The organism is Mesorhizobium sp. M0500 (assembly GCF_040321165.1).
In the GTDB taxonomy this organism is placed as follows: domain Bacteria; phylum Pseudomonadota; class Alphaproteobacteria; order Rhizobiales; family Rhizobiaceae; genus Mesorhizobium.
In genome coordinates this window covers 164,255-180,812 of the sequence record NZ_JAMYRB010000008.1, presented here as the reverse complement: position 1 = coordinate 180,812, position 16,558 = coordinate 164,255, and the positions used below count along the sequence as shown (strand labels likewise).

Below are 16,558 nucleotides of genomic sequence, written 5' to 3'. Positions count from 1 at the left end.
GCGCGTCCAAACGGATGCGCGGCGCTGCACTCGGCTTGCGAGACTATCCGCGCGGGCGTAAAGCGCGCGCATGGACCGTCCCGAACACCTTGTCCTGAAAGATCCCGAGCCGCGCATCCATCCGACGGCGGAGCTGAAGGCGTGCAAGCTTGGACGCCACGCGTCGATCGGCGAGCGGGTCATCCTGCGCGAGGTGACGGTCGGCGACTTCTCCTACTTCGAGCGCCACGCCGAGGCGATCTATACGACGATCGGCAAATTCTGCTCGATCGCCGCCAACAGCCGCATCAATGCGCTGGAGCATCCGGTCGAGCGGCTGACGCAGCACAAAATCAGCTATCGGCCCAACGAGTACTTCCGCTGGCTGGGTGTCGATCAGGCATTCCGCGACCGGCGGCGGGCGAGAGCCGTCAGCATCGGCCATGATGTCTGGATCGGCCATGGCGCCGTGATCATGCCTGGCATAGTGATCGGCAACGGCGCGATCGTCGGTGCCAATGCGGTGGTGACGCGAGACCTGCCGGCCTATGCAATCGTCGCCGGCGTTCCGGCCAGGCCATTGCGGCAGCGCTTCAGCGCGGGAACTGCGGCCCGGATCGAACGTCTTGCCTGGTGGGACTGGCCGCTCGAGAAACTGGCCAGGGCAGTCCCCGACATGCAGGCCTTGCCCATCGAGGCTTTCCTCGACCGCTGGGAAAACGGCGCCGCCTGACTTCGGGCGTATCTGCAAGCGGTCCGACGGCCTGCGCGATCTGCTCCTCCAACAATGTACCCGCGACCTTCCGCCACGAGGGAACCAGGAGCGGCTGCCAACTGTTTCTGCAGACACAATGAACTCGGCTTCCGTCCGGGTTCGTCGCCCGGCTGTTGAGGGAGTTTGAATGATTGAGAAGCTTTTCACCAGGATCGCCAACAACGTCGCCCATTTTGCCGGCCTGCCGCCGACGTTTGCCGTCTGTTTCCTGATCATCGTCGTCTGGGCGGCAAGCGGGCCGATGTTCGGCTTTTCGGACACCTGGCAGCTCGTCATCAACACCGGCACGACGGTCGTCACCTTCCTGATGGTGTTTCTCATCCAGAACACCCAGAACCGCGATGGCGCTGCGATCCAGGCGAAGCTCGACGAATTGATCCGGGTCAGCACAGCCCAGAACACCTTCATCGGTATCGAACACCTGACTGAGACCGAGGTCGAAGAGATCCGCAAGAAATGCGAACAGGCAGCGAAGCGGCATGATCAGAAGCTTGCCGAGTTGGCAGCCGAGAAAGCCATGGCGAAGAAGCGGAACACGAAGAAGCACGCGGCGGCGTGATATAAAGGTCCGGCGCATACCTGCGAAGATCGGATCCGATTCTTTGCTACGGTGATCTTCGGTTCGGGATCATGCGGTGCGTGTCATGAATGCCGCGAAAGCATCTTTGTAGTCCGGGTGCCAGCGCGACAGGGCAGGGCGGTTCTCGATGAGGTCGCCAATCGCCCAGGCCATGCGCTTTTCGTCCATGGACCGGGTCGCCTCGTTGTCGGGGCACAGGATGTAGAAATCGCCACGTAGTAGCGAGGCCAGCATGAAGTCGATGACCTGCTCGCCGGTCCAGGCGCCGGCCGGCTTTTCGGTCGCACCTTCGGTCAGGCCGGTAAAAGTGAACCCGGGGATAAGCAGATGCGCCGCGACACTGGCGCCCGGCTCGTTGCGCAGCGCGTGTGCAAGGCCCTCGGTATAGGTCTTCACGCCAGCCTTGGAGACGTTGTAGGCGAGGTTGCCGGGCGGCGTGGTAATGCCTTGCTTGGAGCCGGTGTTGACGATCAGGCCGGGCTTTCCCGCCGCCAGCATGCGTGGCGCGAACGCCTCTACGCCATGCACGACACCCCAGAAATTGATGTCCAGCAGTCGCTTCCAGGCGTCATGGTTCTCCCAGGGCTTGCCGGGGTTGTTGCCGACGCCGGCATTGTTCATCAGCAGCGACACGTCGCCGAAAGTGCCGGATGTCCTTTCGGCGAGGCGGTCGAGTTCGTCGGCTTTCGAAACGTCGGTGGCAATGGCAATCACGGCGCTGTCGCCGGCGATGGCGGCGACGGCGCGCCGGGCCTCATCGAGGCGTGCGCCGCCAATATCGACCAACACGATGTTCATGCCCATCGCCGCCAGCCGTTTGGCCGCGGCAAGGCCGATGCCGCTGGCCGCGCCGGTGATGACGGCGACATTGCCGGAGGCAAGTGCGGGCAGGGCGGTCTGGATCTCGGCGTCGGTGGTCATGATTTTCTCCTGTTCTGGCCGCGGCGAACTTAGCGCGGAAAGAGGCTCGCGCAAGCCGGTGCCGGCATCTTCGGGTTGACCGCATCGGCGGGCGCTGCGCATGCTGATATCGAAAAGGAGACCTGACGATTGACCGACTGGATCGAGATCCTGAAAGAACAGACCGCCACCGGCGACCAGATGAGCCGCGAGGTGCCACAAATGCTCGCCAATCCCGACATCAGCGAAGCGCAAGTTATGACGCTGTTTTCGGCGCTCGAAAAACAGGCCGAATTCGTCGAAAAGCTGCGCATGGCGCTGGAAAAATTCGGCCATGATTTTTCAGTGATCAAGGCGGCCGAGCGGCTGGAGGAGCGCTACGCCGACCTTGCCGCTTCGGTAGCGGAAAAGCTGAAAGCAATGCGAGGCTAGAGGGGGCCTATTTCTCGATCAGCCGCTCGAAGCGCCTGTCCGGCACGAACCAGATCATCGCCACCAGGACATAGATCGAGACACCGATCCAGTGATTGACGAAGGTCAGCGCGATGGCGGAAAGATAGAGGACCAGCGAGATCTTTCCCTTGAGGTCATTGCCCAACGCCCTGGCGAAGAGAGTCTCATTGCCGTGCAGTCGATGCAGGGCCATGGTGAGGATGTTAAAGCCGATGGCGCAGAGCGCCAGGTCGACGCCATAGACGGCAACCGGCACCGGCGCGAAATGGTTCTCACCCATGAAGGCTGTCGTCGCCGGCATCAGCGATAGCCAGAACAGCAGGTTGAGGTTCGCCCACAGCACGCGGCCGTCGACCCGCTGCACGGTATGGAACATGTTGTGCAAATTGTTCCAGTAGATGCCGACATTGATGAAGGACAGCACATAGCTGAGGAAGATCGGCCAGAGTGGTGCCAGCGCGGAAAAATCCTCGCCATGCGGCACCTTCAATTCCAGCACCATGATGGTGATGATGATGGCGACCACGCCATCGGTGAATGCCTCGACTCGTCCCTTGCCCATGAATCTCCCCTGACAATCCGCTGAAGTTAAAAGAGGATCTCGCTCAGCGCCATCGGCAAAGCTGCCAAACTTGTCAGGAGCAAGCCGGGGGGGGAACGGCTGACGCGAAAAAGGCGTTAGGATGTCAGATCCCGAACAGCAAAAGGTCGAAAAAATGACAGCTCACGCTCAAGTCATGACGCGCGATCACGAACTCGGCGGCCGCGCTGCAGCGGCCGCCGTGGCCGCCATGATTGCGGCTCTTTTCGCCGGCAGCACGGCGCTGACGCCGCTTTACATCATCTACAAGCAGCTCTTCGGCTTCTCGCAGATCACTTTGACGCTGGTCTACGCCGTCTATGTCATCGGCAATCTGGCAGCGCTTCTGATGTTAGGGCGTGTGTCCGATGTCATCGGGCGCCGTCCAATGGCATTGGCCGGGATGGCGGTGGCCGTCGTCAGCGCGGTGGTTTTCCTCTTCGCCGAAAATGTCGCCTGGCTCGATATCGCCCGAATTCTGAGCGGACTGGGAATCGGCGTTGGCGCGGGCACCGGCACCGCCTGGCTCGCCGAATTGCTCCCGACCGACGACAAGTCACAGGCGGCGACGATTGCCACCAGCACCAATTTTCTCGGGCTCGGCCTCGGTGCGCTGGGGGCCGGGTTGCTCGCCGAATACGCGCCCTGGCCGCTCAGGCTGACATTCGTCGTCTACCTGGCGATGCTCGCGACTGTAACCCTGCTGGTCTGGCGCACGCGGGAAACCGTTTCGCGGCCGGGGAAACTGGCTGACGTTTCGATGCGACCGCGGCTTTCCGTGCCCGATGACATCCGCGCAAGTTTCGTTGCGCCGGCGGTGACCGGCTTTGGCGCAATGGCGCTGGTCGGCTTTTATGCAGCACTCGCACCGAGCATTTTGGCGCAGCAACTGCAGGTAACCAACCATGCCGAAGCCGGCGCTCTGTTCTTTGAATTGGCAATCGTGACGGCCGCCACCATTGTAGCGACGGCACGTCTTTCGAGCCGAGCCGCGATGTTCGCGGCACTTGCGCTGATGATCCCAACCGTCGCACTGGTCGTTGCGGCGCAGGTCTTCGCCTCGATGGCCATAATGATTGCCGGGACCGCCTTGTGCGGCGGGGCGGCAGCGCTCGGCTATCGCGGCGGCTTGCAAGTGGTGAACGAGATCGCGCCGGCGGACCGGCGCGCCGAAGTCGTCTCGGCCTTCTTCATCTGCTGTTTTTGCGGCAACGCGCTGCCGGTCATCGGCATCGGCGTTCTGTCGACGGTGGCAGGTGCGACCGTGGCAAGCCTGGCCTTTGCCGGCATGATTGTCGTCTTTTCCCTGGTCGCTCTCGGGTTTGGCGCGAAATACGCGCGCTGAGCCGACCTTTCAGCCGTTCGGTGTCTCGGGCGAAAGATGCGCGCGCTGGCGCGGTACGCCGAGGCCGGTATCCGGCGGTTCGCCGGCAGCCGGCCGGCTCTCGATCATGTGCAGGCTGCGCCAGCGGCCGAAGCGATAATAGGCCGCGGCCAGCACGAGCGAGGTTATAGAGCCAGCCGGAAAGCTCCACCACAGAGCTTCCTCGCCGATCACGCTTCGGAAGAAATAGGCGAAGCTGGTGCGCACCAGCAGCACCGAGATCACCAGGATGATCAGCGGCGGCATCACCGCGCCGGTGGCACGCACGGTGGCGAAGAGCACGATGGTGATGCCGAACAGGATGAAGGACCACGACGCGATCTTGTTGATGTGAGTGGCGATCTCGATTGCTGCACTGTCGCTGCCAAGGAAGAGGCTGAGCACCGCGCGATCGAATACGAACAGCAGCGCGACGAGCATGCCGGTGAGCACAAGGTTGAAGCCGACGCCGGAGGCGGCGATGCGTCCAATCCGGTCCCAGCGCCCGGCGCCGACATTTTGCGCCGCCATGGACGACACCGCGGCGCCGATGGCGAGCGCCGGCATCTGGATATAGGTCCAGAGCTGTGCGGCTATGCCGTAGGCAGCCGCGACCTGCGAGCCGTACGAGTTGACCATGCCCATCACCGTCAGCGCCGCGGCCGAAACGACGATCATCTGCAGGCCCATCGGCACGCCCTTGAAGACGACAATGCGCAGCAGCGCCGGGTCCGGCCGCAGCAGAACGAGATTGGCGCCGGCCAGCCGCAGCGGGTGCTTGCGCGCATAAAGCACGATCAGGATGGCAACCACGCTTACCGTCTGGCCGATCAGCGTCGACGCGGCCGAGCCGGCGATGCCGAGTTCGGGGAACGGGCCGATGCCGAGGATGAGCAACGGGTTCAAAGCGACGTCGAGCACGACGGCCAGCGCCATGAACAGGAAAGGCGTGCGCGAATCGCCGGCGCCGCGTAGCACCGTCATGACGAAGGACAGCAGGTTCATCATCGGCACGGCGAGGAAGATGATGCGCAGATAGGAGCGCGCCAGCGGCAACGCATCGGCCGGCGTGCCGAGCGCATCGAGGATCGCATCGACCCAGATCCAGCCGCAGACCGCGAACACCACCGAGACGAGGAAGAAGAAGGTGGCGCTGGTTCCGACGATGCGCCGGGCTTCGGGCAGGTCACGAGCGCCGACGGATTGTGCGACCAGGATGGTCGCCGCCATGCCGATGCCGAAGACGGTGCCGAGGATGAGAAACAGCACGAGGTTGGCATTGGACGTGGCGGTCAGCGCCGCTTCACCGAGGAAACGGCCGACCCACACGGCATTTATCGAGCCGTTGAGCGACTGCAGCACATTGGAGCCGAGCACCGGCAGGGCAAACAGCAAAAGGGTGCGCGGGATAGGCCCACTGGTGAGGTCGCCGGTCTGCCGGCGCGGGGGCATGTTGTCGTCCATGGCAGGCAACTCGGCGAAGGCTTGTCTGAGTCCGCAATGATTGCCGATTTAACGGGAGAGGTCGATGCGGCGCTGTAAATTCCGCCTGGCGTGCCTTGATCTAAGCATTTCTCAAACCTTTCGGAATCGTATATTGATCCCACACGCGTGGGGCCGCATTTTCCTGGATCTCATCGGTAAGCCGGGGGGCTCATGTCCGATATTCCGTTGTTTTTTGAGCGCCTGAACCGGCGCGCCTTTCTTGGTGCATCCGCTCTGGGCGCGGCCTCCGTGGCTCTTTCGTCGTGCACCACGACGGACGTGGCGGCGCCGCCGGTGCCCGCGGCACCAAGCGATCCGGCTCTCGGCGATGCCGCAAGCATGTATGCCGCGCGCATCGACGAGGGCTATCAACTGCCGGCAATTCCGGTAGCCAAGGTCGATCCGAAATTCGTGCGTCAAATCGTGGCCGACCCGACTGGAGAAAAACCCGGCACGATCGTCGTCGATACTTCCGAGCACTTCCTCTATCTGGTGCGCGACGGCGGCAAGGCAATTCGCTATGGCGTCAGCCTCGGCAAGGCCGGTTTCGGATGGACCGGCAGCGCCGTGGTTCAGGCGAGAAAGAAGTGGCCGGTCTGGACGCCGCCGCCGGAAATGATCCAACGCCGGCCGGAACTGGCGAAATACAAGGACGGCATGCCGCCCGGCCCGCAGAGCCCGCTTGGTGCCCGCGCGCTGTATCTCTTCCGTGACGGCAAGGACACGATGTACAGGCTGCACGGCACGCCGGAGTGGGATTCCATCGGGAAGAACGCTTCCTCCGGCTGTGTGCGCTTCATGAATCAGGACATTATCGACCTCTACAGCCGCGTCGATGGCGTCGTGCCGGTCTTCGTGCGCCCGAACCTGTCGGCCGCCGGGAAGATCGCCGCCGTGTCAAACAGGACGGCCGAGCCGATCGATGCAGGCGTGCCAAGGGACGCGGAGATGTTGAGGTAAGTGCCTTCGACTGGATCGTCAGTCGCAGGTTTTGCGATGCTTAGGACACCGTCTTTTCGCGGGCGAGCCGCAACTGAAGGGGCACGACCGTTCAATCGCGCCAGCTCAGGCGGACGCGTTCGGCGCCTCCGCCTGTATGGCTGCCGCTACTTCCCGGTGAGGCCTGGGAGCGTGACCTGATAGACCAGGAACATGGTGTCGACATCGGCGCCATCCTCGGCCTTGTAGGCCGCGCCGACCTGGAAGCCGTCCTGCGTGAGGAAGTCATTGTCATTGGCGACGAACAGGAAATAGTCGTCGGGCAGCTTTGGATCGAGGACGCTCACCACCGACATCGCCTCCCATTTCTCCGAAAGGTTGTTGCGGTCGTTGGGCGCGCCATTGTGCAACCCGAAGCGGCCGAGCTCGCTCTTGTCGTTGATGTCGATGAACGGCGTCAGCTTGGCCGGCGTCACCGATGGATCGAGCTCACCCTTGGGCGCCAGCGGCTTGTCCTTGTCGAACTCTGTGCCGGCGATGTCGGTTGCCGCCGACACATCGACGACGCTGATCTCGCGATGGAGCGAGGTGTCGCCCTTCAGCCCCTGGCCGTTGCCGCTGTCGCGCGCCAGCATCAGGAAGGTCTTGTCCGACAGCGCCACGATTTCACTCTGCGCGGCGATCTTGGTTTTGCCCTTGGCATCGGTGAACACCGGCAGGGGCACGACATATTCATGCGCGAGCTTGAGCTGGCCGGGATCCGAGGCATCGTAGACCAGCACGCGCGTGTTCTGGCGCGTCGAGGCGGAATCGCCGCCATCCTGCCTTGGGGCCGACTGCAGCACGGCAATCAGGAACTTCCCGTCCGGCGTCAGCGCCATGCCTTCGAGGCCCTGGTTGTTCTGACGGCCGGTTTCGGGATCCTTCGGATCTGGGTCTGCCGCGCCAGGTCCCGGATTGTTGGAAGCAAAGTTTGGCGTCCCGTGACGCATCGGGACAAGCGCCGCCGGCGGCTGCGTTGCCGACATCAGACGCCCATCGGCGGAGAAGCGGTAGATGTTCGGACCGTATTCGTCCGAGATGAACATCGTGCCGTCGGGCAGCCGTGCGATCGCTTCGTTATCGAGCGCGAGCTTGCCGTTGGCTTCGGGCAGGATCGGCATGTCGTCGGTCGCGGCACGCACGCCGTTGAGCGGATCGAGCCCGGTTGCGTCGGCGCCCTTGTCGTCGGTCAAAAGCATGGTGTCGGCAAGCGTCGCCTTGAGGCCCGATTGTTCCTGGCCGGTGGCCGGTGCCGCACCCGGCGCGATCGGGGCGAACTCGATGGCGATCGTGTTGAGGCGCGGACGGTAATCGGTGGTGCCGACGACATTGTAGCCGCGATCCGGCAGCAGCCATAACGAGCCCTTGTAGCCATCGGCGCCATGCGTCCAGCCGGCAGCGTCGATCGACATGCCCGAGCCCGAGCCAAACGTCTCGCCGAACTTGTCCTTCTGGCTGGCCGGGATGCGGCCGACACCGACCAGGCCCTTGTTGACGAAGCTGACGCCGCCGACGGTCGCGGCGTTTTCAGCCAAGGCCGGCGTCAAGGCGGTGAACATCGCCAGCGCGACGGCGAGGGACGCGGTTCGGTGCAGGTTTTTCATGGATATCCTCTTTTGAGACAAAGCTGCCGGGGCCCGAAAAGCGCCGCGTCGCATCGAGGATGCCGCGAAAGCCTTCGGAGAAGCGATCTAGGATGCGAACATGATACTTGCGTGACAGTGCCGCGCTTGCTTGTCCCAGCGTGGTGGCAACTGGCTGGGCATGGCGAATCCGCCGCCGCCGAGAACACAATTAGCAACTTTACAAATGATCGTTTTTATGTGAAGTCATGACGATGAAAGGTCACCGATGACAGTCTGCCGTTTCGCCACCCGCCTCAATTCCTTTGCCTCGCGGCCACAGGCCGAGTGGCCCGATCTTGTCGGCAAACCGTCCATGCTGCAAATGGCGGCACGTACGGCGAAGGTTGCAGAGTTGACCGATCTCGACCTCAACTTTCCCGACCATGTCGATGAAAATCCTGCGGAAATGGCGCGCAAACTCGGCGATCTCGGGCTTTCCATCAATGGTTTCGCCATGCGCTACTACTCCAACCCGGCCTTCAAGCTCGGCGCCTTCACCAATCCGGATCCGGCCGTTCGCCGCGAGGCCATCGACATGACCAAGGCCGGGATCGACGCCGCGCGCGAGGCTGGCGCCAGCCTGATGACGCTGTGGCTCGGGCAGGATGGCTTCGATTATGCTTTCCAGGCCGATTATGCGACGCTCTGGCAACACGAAATCGATGGAATTCGTGAAGTTTCGGCGCATGACCCCGATTGCCAGATCAGCCTGGAGTACAAGCCCAACGAGCCGCGCTCTTACAGCCTGATGCCCGACGCGGCGACGACTTTGCTGGCGATCCGTGAGATCGGCCTGCCCAATCTCGGCGTGACGCTCGATTTCGCCCATGTGCTCTATGCCGACGAGCAGCCGGCCTTTGCCGCAGCACTTGTGGCGCGTCATAGCAAGCTGCTCGGCGTGCATCTCAACGATGGCTACGCCAAGCGCGACGACGGCTTGATGGTCGGCGCGGTGCATACGCTGCAGACGATCGAGCTGCTCAGGCAGATCCGCCGCGACGGCTACGCCGGTGCCATCTACTTCGACACGTTCCCCGACATGACCGGGCTCGATCCGGTCCACGAATGCGAAGTCAACATCGCGACCGTCAAGCGCATGCTGCGCGTCGTCGATCGGCTGGAAAAGGACAATCGCCTGTCCACTGCCGTCGACCGTCAGGACGCGGTCGCCTCGCAGGCCATCATCCAGGAAGCCATGCTCGGGCCGGACAGCTGAAGCTCCGGCGCCATCGCCGTTTTCAACCAGGGAGGAAAGACCATGAAATTTCTGCTTGCCACCGCCACCGCTGCCCTGATGGCGCTGTCTATAGGCTCGTCGTTTTCCGCGGACCTCGCGCCGCTCAATTCCGACACCGAGAAGGATCGCATCGACTGGTCGCAGGTCGAGGCCAAGTTCGGGGCTTTCCCCAAGCTGCCCGAGGGCACCAAGGCGGGTGCGGTCTCCAAGACGCTGACCAACGAATACTGGCGTTCGCTGGGAGAGGGCTACAAATCGTTCGGCGACCGCACCGGCGTGCCCGTGGTCTACCAGGCGGCGCAGAGCGAGGGCGACCAGCTCGGCCAGCTCACCATCGCCGAAGGCCTGGTCACGCAAGGCTACAACGTGCTGCTCGTTTCGCCGCAGACCGACTCCAACCTGCAGCCGATCATGGAACAGGCCAAGGCCGCCAATGTGCCGGTGGTCAACGTCAACGACGCGGTCATCCCGCAGGCCGAGCACTATGTCGGCAATGTCCAGCGCGACAACGGCGTGCGCGTCGCCAAATGGTTCATCAAGAATCGGCCGGACGGCGGCAAGGTCGCCATCGTCGAAGGCCAGGCCGGCGTCTACGCCGCCGTCCAGCGTACCGACGGTTTCAAGACCACGGTCACCGAGGCCGGCAAGTTCGAGGTCGTCGCCAGCGTCCCCGGCAACTGGGATCGCCAGACCTCCTACGACGCTGCCACCAACATCCTGCAGCAGCACCCCGACCTGATCGGCTTCTATGCCAACAATGACGGCATGGCGCTGGGCATCGTCGAGGCGGTCAAGGCTGCCGGGCTGCAGGACAAGGTCGCCGTGTTCGGCACCGACGGCATCTCCGACGCCTATGCCTCGATCCGCGCCGGCGAGCTGACCGGCACCGTCGATTCGTTCCCGGTGCTGACCGGCGAGGTGGCGCTGGAATCGGCGCTGCGACTGGTGGCCGGGCAGAAGCTGCCGCGCGTCGTCGCCACGCCGCAGGCGCTGATCACCAAGGACAATGCCGACCGCTACTCTGGCGCCGGCGACGCCGTGCGCAAGGCGCTGCTCGAGGACGCGGCAGCGGGCCAGTAGAGCAGGGCCGGCAGGTGCCGGCCTTGGGTCGGCACCTTGCCTGGAGAACCGAAGCAATGTCAGTCATCTCCCGGCTGCAATTCGAAGGCATTTCCAAAGAGTTTCCGGCCGTGCGGGCGCTGAGCGATGTGTCCTTTTCGGTCGGCGCCGGCGAAATCCATGGGCTGCTCGGTGAAAACGGCGCCGGCAAGTCGACGCTGCTGCGCATCCTGTCAGGCGTCTACCGGCCGACGGCGGGAAGCGTGCTTATTGACGGCAAACCGGTGACGCTGAACACCCCGGTCGCGGCCCGCGCCGCCGGCGTGGCGATGGTCCATCAGGAGTTACAGCAGGTGCCACGCCTCAGCGTCGCCCAGAACATGTTTCTCGGCCATCCGTTGACGCGCGGCGGCGTCTTCGTCGCACGGGGCGAGCAGGAAAGCCGCGCTGCGGAAGCCCTGGCCGCCATCGACCCGACCATCGATCCGGCAGCCCCGCTTGGCTCGCTGAAGGTGGCGCAGCGGCAGATCGTCGAGATCGCCCGGGCGCTGCTCGACCGCGCCAGGATCGTGGCGATGGACGAGCCGACGTCGAGCCTCACGCCGAGCGAGTTCGAACGGCTGGCGGAAGTCATTGCCGGTCTGGCACGCGACGGTGTCGCCGTCGTTTATGTCTCGCACAAGCTGGACGAGGTGTTCGGCATCTGCGAGCGCGCCACTGTCATGCGCGACGGCGTTGTGGTCGAAACCGTCGATCTCGCGCAGGTGTCGGAAAAGGCCGTCGTTTCGATGATGGTCGGCCGCGAGCTTGCCCAGGAACAACACCGCTCGCATGCTTCCCCCGAGGTCAGGCTGAGCTTGCGTGGCCTCACCTCGGCAACCAAGGTCCGTGACGTTTCGTTCGACCTGCATCGCGGCGAGGTGCTGGGCGTTGCCGGCCTGGTCGGCTCGGGCCGCACCGAACTGCTGCGGCTCCTGGCCGGCGCCGACCGGGCCTCATCAGGCGCAATAGAGATCGACGGCAAGGCGGTAAAGCTTTCCAGTCCGCGCGACGCCATCGCGGCCGGCATCGGCCTGGTGCCGGAGGAGCGCAAGCGCGAAGGCATCGTGCCGCTGCGGTCGATCTCCAGCAACATGGCGCTGGCCTCGATGGGCGTGTTCGCGCCGCGCGGCGTCATCGATCACAAAAGGCTGAAACGGGTCGCAGCCGAGAAGATGAAGCGGGTCAATCTCAGGCCGTTCCTGCTCGACCGGCCGATCCGCCTGTTCAGCGGCGGCAACCAGCAGAAAGCGATCATCGGCCGCTGGCTGGCGGCGGGAACACGGATCCTTCTGTTCGACGAGCCGACGCGCGGCATCGATGTCGGCGCCAAGGCGGAGATCTACCACCTGATCGAGGAACTCGCCGCCGAAGGCCATTCGGTAATCGTCGTGTCGTCCGAACTCCCCGAGGTGATCCGGCTCGCCGACCGCGTGCTGGTCATGCGCGACGGCACGGTCGCCGCCGAACTGGGCCGTGCAAGTCTCAGCGAACAGGCGATCGCCGCGCACGCCATACCCCAAACGGAGATTGAGGCCGGCAAGGCGCAAGGCCATCGGGCCGGTGCATAACGGACAGGACCAGCGGATGACCGATATAATCGAACACACAGCAGCGCGCCCAAGGGCAGATCTCCTGCACCGGTTTTCCGTGCGCGACGCCGGCACGCTGATCGGACTGGTGGTGATCCTCGCCGTCTTCGGTGCACTGGTCCCCGGCTTCTTTGCCGAGCGCAATCTGATCAACATCCTGCAGCAATCGAGCATCAATGCCTGCCTGGCGTTGGGCATGACGCTGGTCATCATCTCGGGCGGCATCGATCTGTCCGTCGGGCCGACGGCAGCCCTTTCGGCGGTCATCTCGGCCTCGATGCTGGTTGCCGGTGTGCCGTTTCCGCTGGCCATCGCCGCCGGCTTCGCCATCGGCCTTGCCTGCGGACTGCTCAACGGCGTGCTGGTCGCCTATGTCGGGCTGCAGCCCTTCATCGTCACGCTGGGAACGCTCAGCACCTACCGGGCGCTGGCGCTGATCTATACCGGCGGCAATCCGGTGCTCGGCCTGCCTGCCGGCTTCCGTGCCATCTTCAACGGCTCGCTGTTCGGATTGCCGTTGGCGGTCATCATCGTGGCGGTGGTCGCGCTGATTGCCTGGATCATCCTCAAGAAGACGCCGTTCGGCGAATATCTGCTCGCCGTCGGCGGCAATGAGGAGGCGGCCTACATAGCCGGCGTGCCGATCGCCCGCACCAAGATCGCCGCCTATATGATCTCGGGCCTGCTGGCAGCGCTTGCAGCGCAGATCCTGATCGGCCGGCTGGGTGCGGCCGAACCCATTCTGGGCAATCTCTGGGAGCTCGACGCCATAGCAGCGGCGGCGATCGGCGGCGCCTCGCTGATGGGCGGCAAGGGCAGCGTCGTCGGCACCATCCTGGGTGCCGTCATTCTTGGCAGCATGCGCAACGGCCTGACGCTGATGAACGTGCAGTCCTTCTATCAGCTCCTGGCAACTGGCCTTATAATCCTCGCCGCGATGCTTATCGATCGCGTGACGAGGGGACGTGGATGACCTTGACCGGGCTGGACCTGAAAGCAGTAGGACCGCGCATTCGCATGATGATGCCGCATCTGACGCCGCTCGAGGCGAAGGTGGTTGAAACGGTCTTCGGACGGCGCGGCTTCGACGAGACCATACCGCTCAAGCAGATCGCCGAGGAGGCCGGTGTCTCGGAGGCGATGGTGGTCAAGATCGCCAAGAAGCTGGGTTTTTCCGGCTATCGCGACTTTCGCACGGCGGTCTATGAATACAGCCGCCTGCCGACCGCCGAGATGCATCAGGAGCTGTCGGTGGACGACAGTTCGGCCGAGATCGTGCAGAAGGTGTTCCGCACCTCCATCCAGGCGCTGGAGGAGACGCTGGCCATCCTCGACATGGACGATTTCGACCGTGCCGCCGATCTGCTTTACCGCGCCAGGAATCGCGATTTCTACGGCGTCGGCGGCTCGGCGCAGATCGCACGCGACGTTTCGCACAAATTCCTGCGCATCGGCATCCGCACCTCTGTCTACGACGATTCGCACATGATGCTAATGTCCGCCTCGCTGCTCGGCGCCGACGACATCGCCGTCGGCTTTTCGCATTCCGGCAATACCAGCGCCGTCATCGACGCCATCCAGCTTGCGCGCAAAAGCGGCGCGCGCACGCTGGCCATCACCAACTATGACAACTCGCCATTGGCAGCCGTCGCCGACATCGTGCTCTGCTCGACCGCGCAAGGCTCGCCGTTGATGGGTGAGAACGCAGCGGCGCGCATTGCCCAGCTCAACATCCTCGACGCGCTGTTCGTGGCGGTCGCGCAACGCGACTACCAGGCGGCGGAGCGCAATCTCGGCCGCACCATGTCTGCGGTGACGTCGAAACGGAAAGATAAGGGCACATGACGGCTTCCCCGCCGCTGGTGACCGTATTCGGCAGTCTGCATTACGATATCATGGTCGAAGCCCCCGATCGCCCACGCAAGGGCGAAACGGTCACCGGCCATGCCTGGCATCCAAAATGCGGCGGCAAGGGCGGCAACCAGGCGGTGTCGGCAGCGCGGGCCGGCGTGCGTGCGGCAATGATCGGCGCTGTCGGCGACGATGATTTCGGCCGCGCGCTTCTCGACAATCTCGATCGCAACGGCGTCGACCAGCGCTTCGTGGGAGTGGCTGCGGGCGCCGGCTCGGGCATGAGCGTAGCGATCTTCGACGACAGCGGCGACTATGGCGCGGTAATCGTCTCGGGCAGCAATCTCACTCTCGGCGAAAAGGACATTACTGAGGCGGCCGAGCTGATCGCGCAAACGGCGGTTCTGCTGCTGCAAAACGAGGTACCGGAAGGCGCCAACATTGCCGCGGCGCGGGCGGTGAAGGCGCATTGCGGCTGCGTCGTCCTCAACGCGGCACCCGCGCGAAAGCTGTCAGCCGAACTGGTCGCACTCACCGATATCGTCATCGTCAATGCCATCGAGGCGGAATTCCTGACCGGCGTTGCGGTCGTCGACACGCTCGAGGGGGCTGCGAAGGCGGCCGGTATGCTCGTCGGTTCCTATCCGGCCGCGATCGTCACGGCAGGCGGCGAGGGCGTTGCCTATCGCGACCGTGGCGGCCAGGCGTTCGCACTGCCTGCGATGCCGGTGAAGGTCATCAGCACCCACGGTGCCGGCGATGAATTCGTTGGGGCCTTCGCGGCTGGGCTTGCGCGTGGGCAGCCCGTCGAGGCGGCACTTGCCGCCGCCAATGCCGCCGCTGCCTCGCTGGTCGCAACGCCAGAGCGCGGGCGCGGGGGTCTTGATCAATCTGAGCCTGCTCAGTGACCGCCGCGATTCAATCGCTGTCGCGCGCGATCAGTTCCAGCGGCCAGACTTCACGGATGATGCGTGCGCCTTCGGCGCCGGCGTAAGCCGGGATCGATGCCAGCAGCATTTCGGCCAACCGCTCGCCCATCGGCTCAAGCGCCGGGCGGAAGCCGGTCAGCGCCGGCGAAAAATAGCGGCAGAGCGGCGTGTCGACGATGACGATCACCGCAACGTCGTGGCCGGGCCTGATGCCCGCCTCGGCCAGAGCCTTGCAGCCGCCAAGCGCCATCGCGTCGTTGTTGAAGATGATGGCCGTCGGCGGGTCCTTGGAGTGCATGACCTTCGGCGTCACCGCGTAGCCGCCGGCCTCGTTGATGAAGCCGTCGGCGATCAGTTCGGGGTCGAATTCGATGCCGTGCCGCCGCAACGCCTTGCGATAGCCGGCGAGGAACAGATAGCCGAAATTGAGGTCGAGCGACGGGCGGATGGCGGCGATGCGGCGGTGACCGCGCGCGACGAGACGATCGACCGCGTCAGCCCCGGCTTTTTCGAAATCGAGGTCGAGCGAGGGATAGGAATCGCCGCCGGAGCGGCTGCGGCCGAGCGTCGCGAACGGGAAACCGGCCTGGGTCAGATAGTCGATGCGCTCGTCCTCGCGCCGCGTCCAGGCCAGCACCACCGCATCGGCCCGCCGCGTCTCGACGACACGGCGCAGGCGCTCCTGCTGATAGTCGCCCGGCGCGCCCATCACTACGATCAGGTCGAGGCCGCTTTCGGCGAGCTTGGCCTGCAACCCGGTCAGGAACGGAATGAAGAACGGCTCGCCATATTCCTGGTCGCCCGGATGAGGCTGCAGCATGAAGGCGATCGAATGGGTGGCGCCGCGCCGCAGGCTGCGGCCGGACTGGTTCGGCGAATAATTCAGCTTCTTGGCCGCATCGAGCACGCGCTGGCGTGTGTCGGCATTGACGTCGGCGCGGCCGTTGAGTGCGCGCGACACCGTGCCGATCGAAATGTTCAGGTGACGTGCAAGGTCGTGAATACTGGACGCCAAAGGACAGTTCTCCCCCTTGCTTGGCTAGCACCGGCCGCTCTTCAGGCCAAGCCGGCATCACGTTTTTCGCTATCGGCCAATTGACATTCTACGCCATCGGGTGTGTTCTCGTAAA

16 protein-coding genes are annotated in these 16,558 nt (G+C 64.1%); 11 read left to right on the top strand and 5 right to left on the bottom strand.

The features are described from left to right. The first annotated feature begins 70 nt into the window (after positions 1-70). Both NKI70_RS17440 and NKI70_RS17435 read left to right on the top strand, forming a co-directional pair. On the top strand, positions 71-712 hold the full coding sequence (locus NKI70_RS17440) for a DapH/DapD/GlmU-related protein (protein WP_352589494.1): 642 nt from the start codon (positions 71-73) through the stop codon (positions 710-712). A 169-nt stretch (positions 713-881) separates the two neighbouring features. Continuing rightward, positions 882-1,313, top strand: a complete 432-nt coding sequence (locus NKI70_RS17435; RefSeq protein ID WP_031211766.1) for a low affinity iron permease family protein — start codon at positions 882-884, stop codon at positions 1,311-1,313. A 69-nt stretch (positions 1,314-1,382) separates the two neighbouring features. Here NKI70_RS17435 and NKI70_RS17430 read toward each other — a convergent pair whose 3' ends face one another. After that, positions 1,383-2,255, bottom strand: a complete 873-nt coding sequence (locus NKI70_RS17430) for an SDR family NAD(P)-dependent oxidoreductase (protein WP_352636630.1) — start codon at positions 2,253-2,255, stop codon at positions 1,383-1,385. Positions 2,256-2,384: 129 nt separating this feature from the next. On the opposite strand from NKI70_RS17430, the gene NKI70_RS17425 reads away from it, so the two are divergent. Then, positions 2,385-2,666 carry a hypothetical protein gene (locus tag NKI70_RS17425; RefSeq protein ID WP_023676741.1) on the top strand — a complete coding sequence of 94 codons (282 nt, stop codon included), beginning with the start codon at positions 2,385-2,387 and terminating at the stop codon, positions 2,664-2,666. A 7-nt stretch (positions 2,667-2,673) separates the two neighbouring features. Here NKI70_RS17425 and NKI70_RS17420 read toward each other — a convergent pair whose 3' ends face one another. Next, positions 2,674-3,249, bottom strand: a complete 576-nt coding sequence (locus tag NKI70_RS17420) for a TMEM175 family protein (RefSeq protein WP_023676740.1) — start codon at positions 3,247-3,249, stop codon at positions 2,674-2,676. A gap of 154 nt (positions 3,250-3,403) precedes the next feature. Between NKI70_RS17420 and NKI70_RS17415 the strand changes: the two genes are divergently transcribed. Then, entirely contained in the window at positions 3,404-4,612 is a 1,209-nt protein-coding gene (locus NKI70_RS17415) for an MFS transporter (protein WP_023676739.1), read from the top strand. Positions 4,613-4,621: 9 nt separating this feature from the next. On the opposite strand, the gene NKI70_RS17410 is transcribed toward NKI70_RS17415, so the two are convergent. Next, positions 4,622-6,094 carry an MATE family efflux transporter gene (locus tag NKI70_RS17410; protein ID WP_352699270.1) on the bottom strand — a complete coding sequence of 491 codons (1,473 nt, stop codon included), beginning with the start codon at positions 6,092-6,094 and terminating at the stop codon, positions 4,622-4,624. Positions 6,095-6,286: 192 nt separating this feature from the next. Between NKI70_RS17410 and NKI70_RS17405 the strand changes: the two genes are divergently transcribed. After that, entirely contained in the window at positions 6,287-7,075 is a 789-nt protein-coding gene (locus NKI70_RS17405) for a L,D-transpeptidase (RefSeq protein ID WP_023676737.1), read from the top strand. Between the two features lie 146 nt (positions 7,076-7,221). Here the strand turns inward: NKI70_RS17405 and NKI70_RS17400 are convergent, their stop codons facing one another. Continuing rightward, positions 7,222-8,700, bottom strand: coding sequence for an esterase-like activity of phytase family protein (locus NKI70_RS17400; RefSeq protein WP_352699272.1), 1,479 nt, complete (start codon positions 8,698-8,700; stop codon positions 7,222-7,224). Between the two features lie 247 nt (positions 8,701-8,947). Between NKI70_RS17400 and NKI70_RS17395 the strand changes: the two genes are divergently transcribed. From NKI70_RS17395 to NKI70_RS17370, 6 genes are read left to right on the top strand one after another with little or no spacing between them, the layout of a single operon-like run. Further along, positions 8,948-9,937 (top strand): TIM barrel protein, encoded by a 990-nt coding sequence (locus NKI70_RS17395; protein WP_352724774.1) that lies wholly within the window; start codon positions 8,948-8,950, stop codon positions 9,935-9,937. A gap of 42 nt (positions 9,938-9,979) precedes the next feature. After that, complete coding sequence (locus tag NKI70_RS17390) at positions 9,980-11,038, top strand: sugar ABC transporter substrate-binding protein (protein ID WP_352570466.1); 1,059 nt, start codon at positions 9,980-9,982, stop codon at positions 11,036-11,038. 56 nt (positions 11,039-11,094) lie between these two features. Then, complete coding sequence (locus NKI70_RS17385) at positions 11,095-12,627, top strand: sugar ABC transporter ATP-binding protein (RefSeq protein WP_352724773.1); 1,533 nt, start codon at positions 11,095-11,097, stop codon at positions 12,625-12,627. Positions 12,628-12,643: 16 nt separating this feature from the next. Continuing rightward, positions 12,644-13,621 carry an ABC transporter permease gene (locus NKI70_RS17380; protein WP_352570464.1) on the top strand — a complete coding sequence of 326 codons (978 nt, stop codon included), beginning with the start codon at positions 12,644-12,646 and terminating at the stop codon, positions 13,619-13,621. Beyond that, positions 13,618-14,493: a MurR/RpiR family transcriptional regulator gene (locus NKI70_RS17375; protein WP_023676730.1), complete on the top strand. Its 876-nt coding sequence runs from the start codon at positions 13,618-13,620 to the stop codon at positions 14,491-14,493. The genes NKI70_RS17380 and NKI70_RS17375 overlap by 4 nt, the downstream gene beginning before the upstream one ends. Continuing rightward, positions 14,490-15,407 (top strand): ribokinase, encoded by a 918-nt coding sequence (locus NKI70_RS17370; protein WP_352699278.1) that lies wholly within the window; start codon positions 14,490-14,492, stop codon positions 15,405-15,407. The genes NKI70_RS17375 and NKI70_RS17370 overlap by 4 nt, the downstream gene beginning before the upstream one ends. Before the next feature lie 10 nt (positions 15,408-15,417). On the opposite strand, the gene NKI70_RS17365 is transcribed toward NKI70_RS17370, so the two are convergent. Further along, complete coding sequence (locus tag NKI70_RS17365; RefSeq protein ID WP_352539542.1) at positions 15,418-16,443, bottom strand: LacI family DNA-binding transcriptional regulator; 1,026 nt, start codon at positions 16,441-16,443, stop codon at positions 15,418-15,420. Between the last annotated feature and the right edge of the window lie 115 nt (positions 16,444-16,558).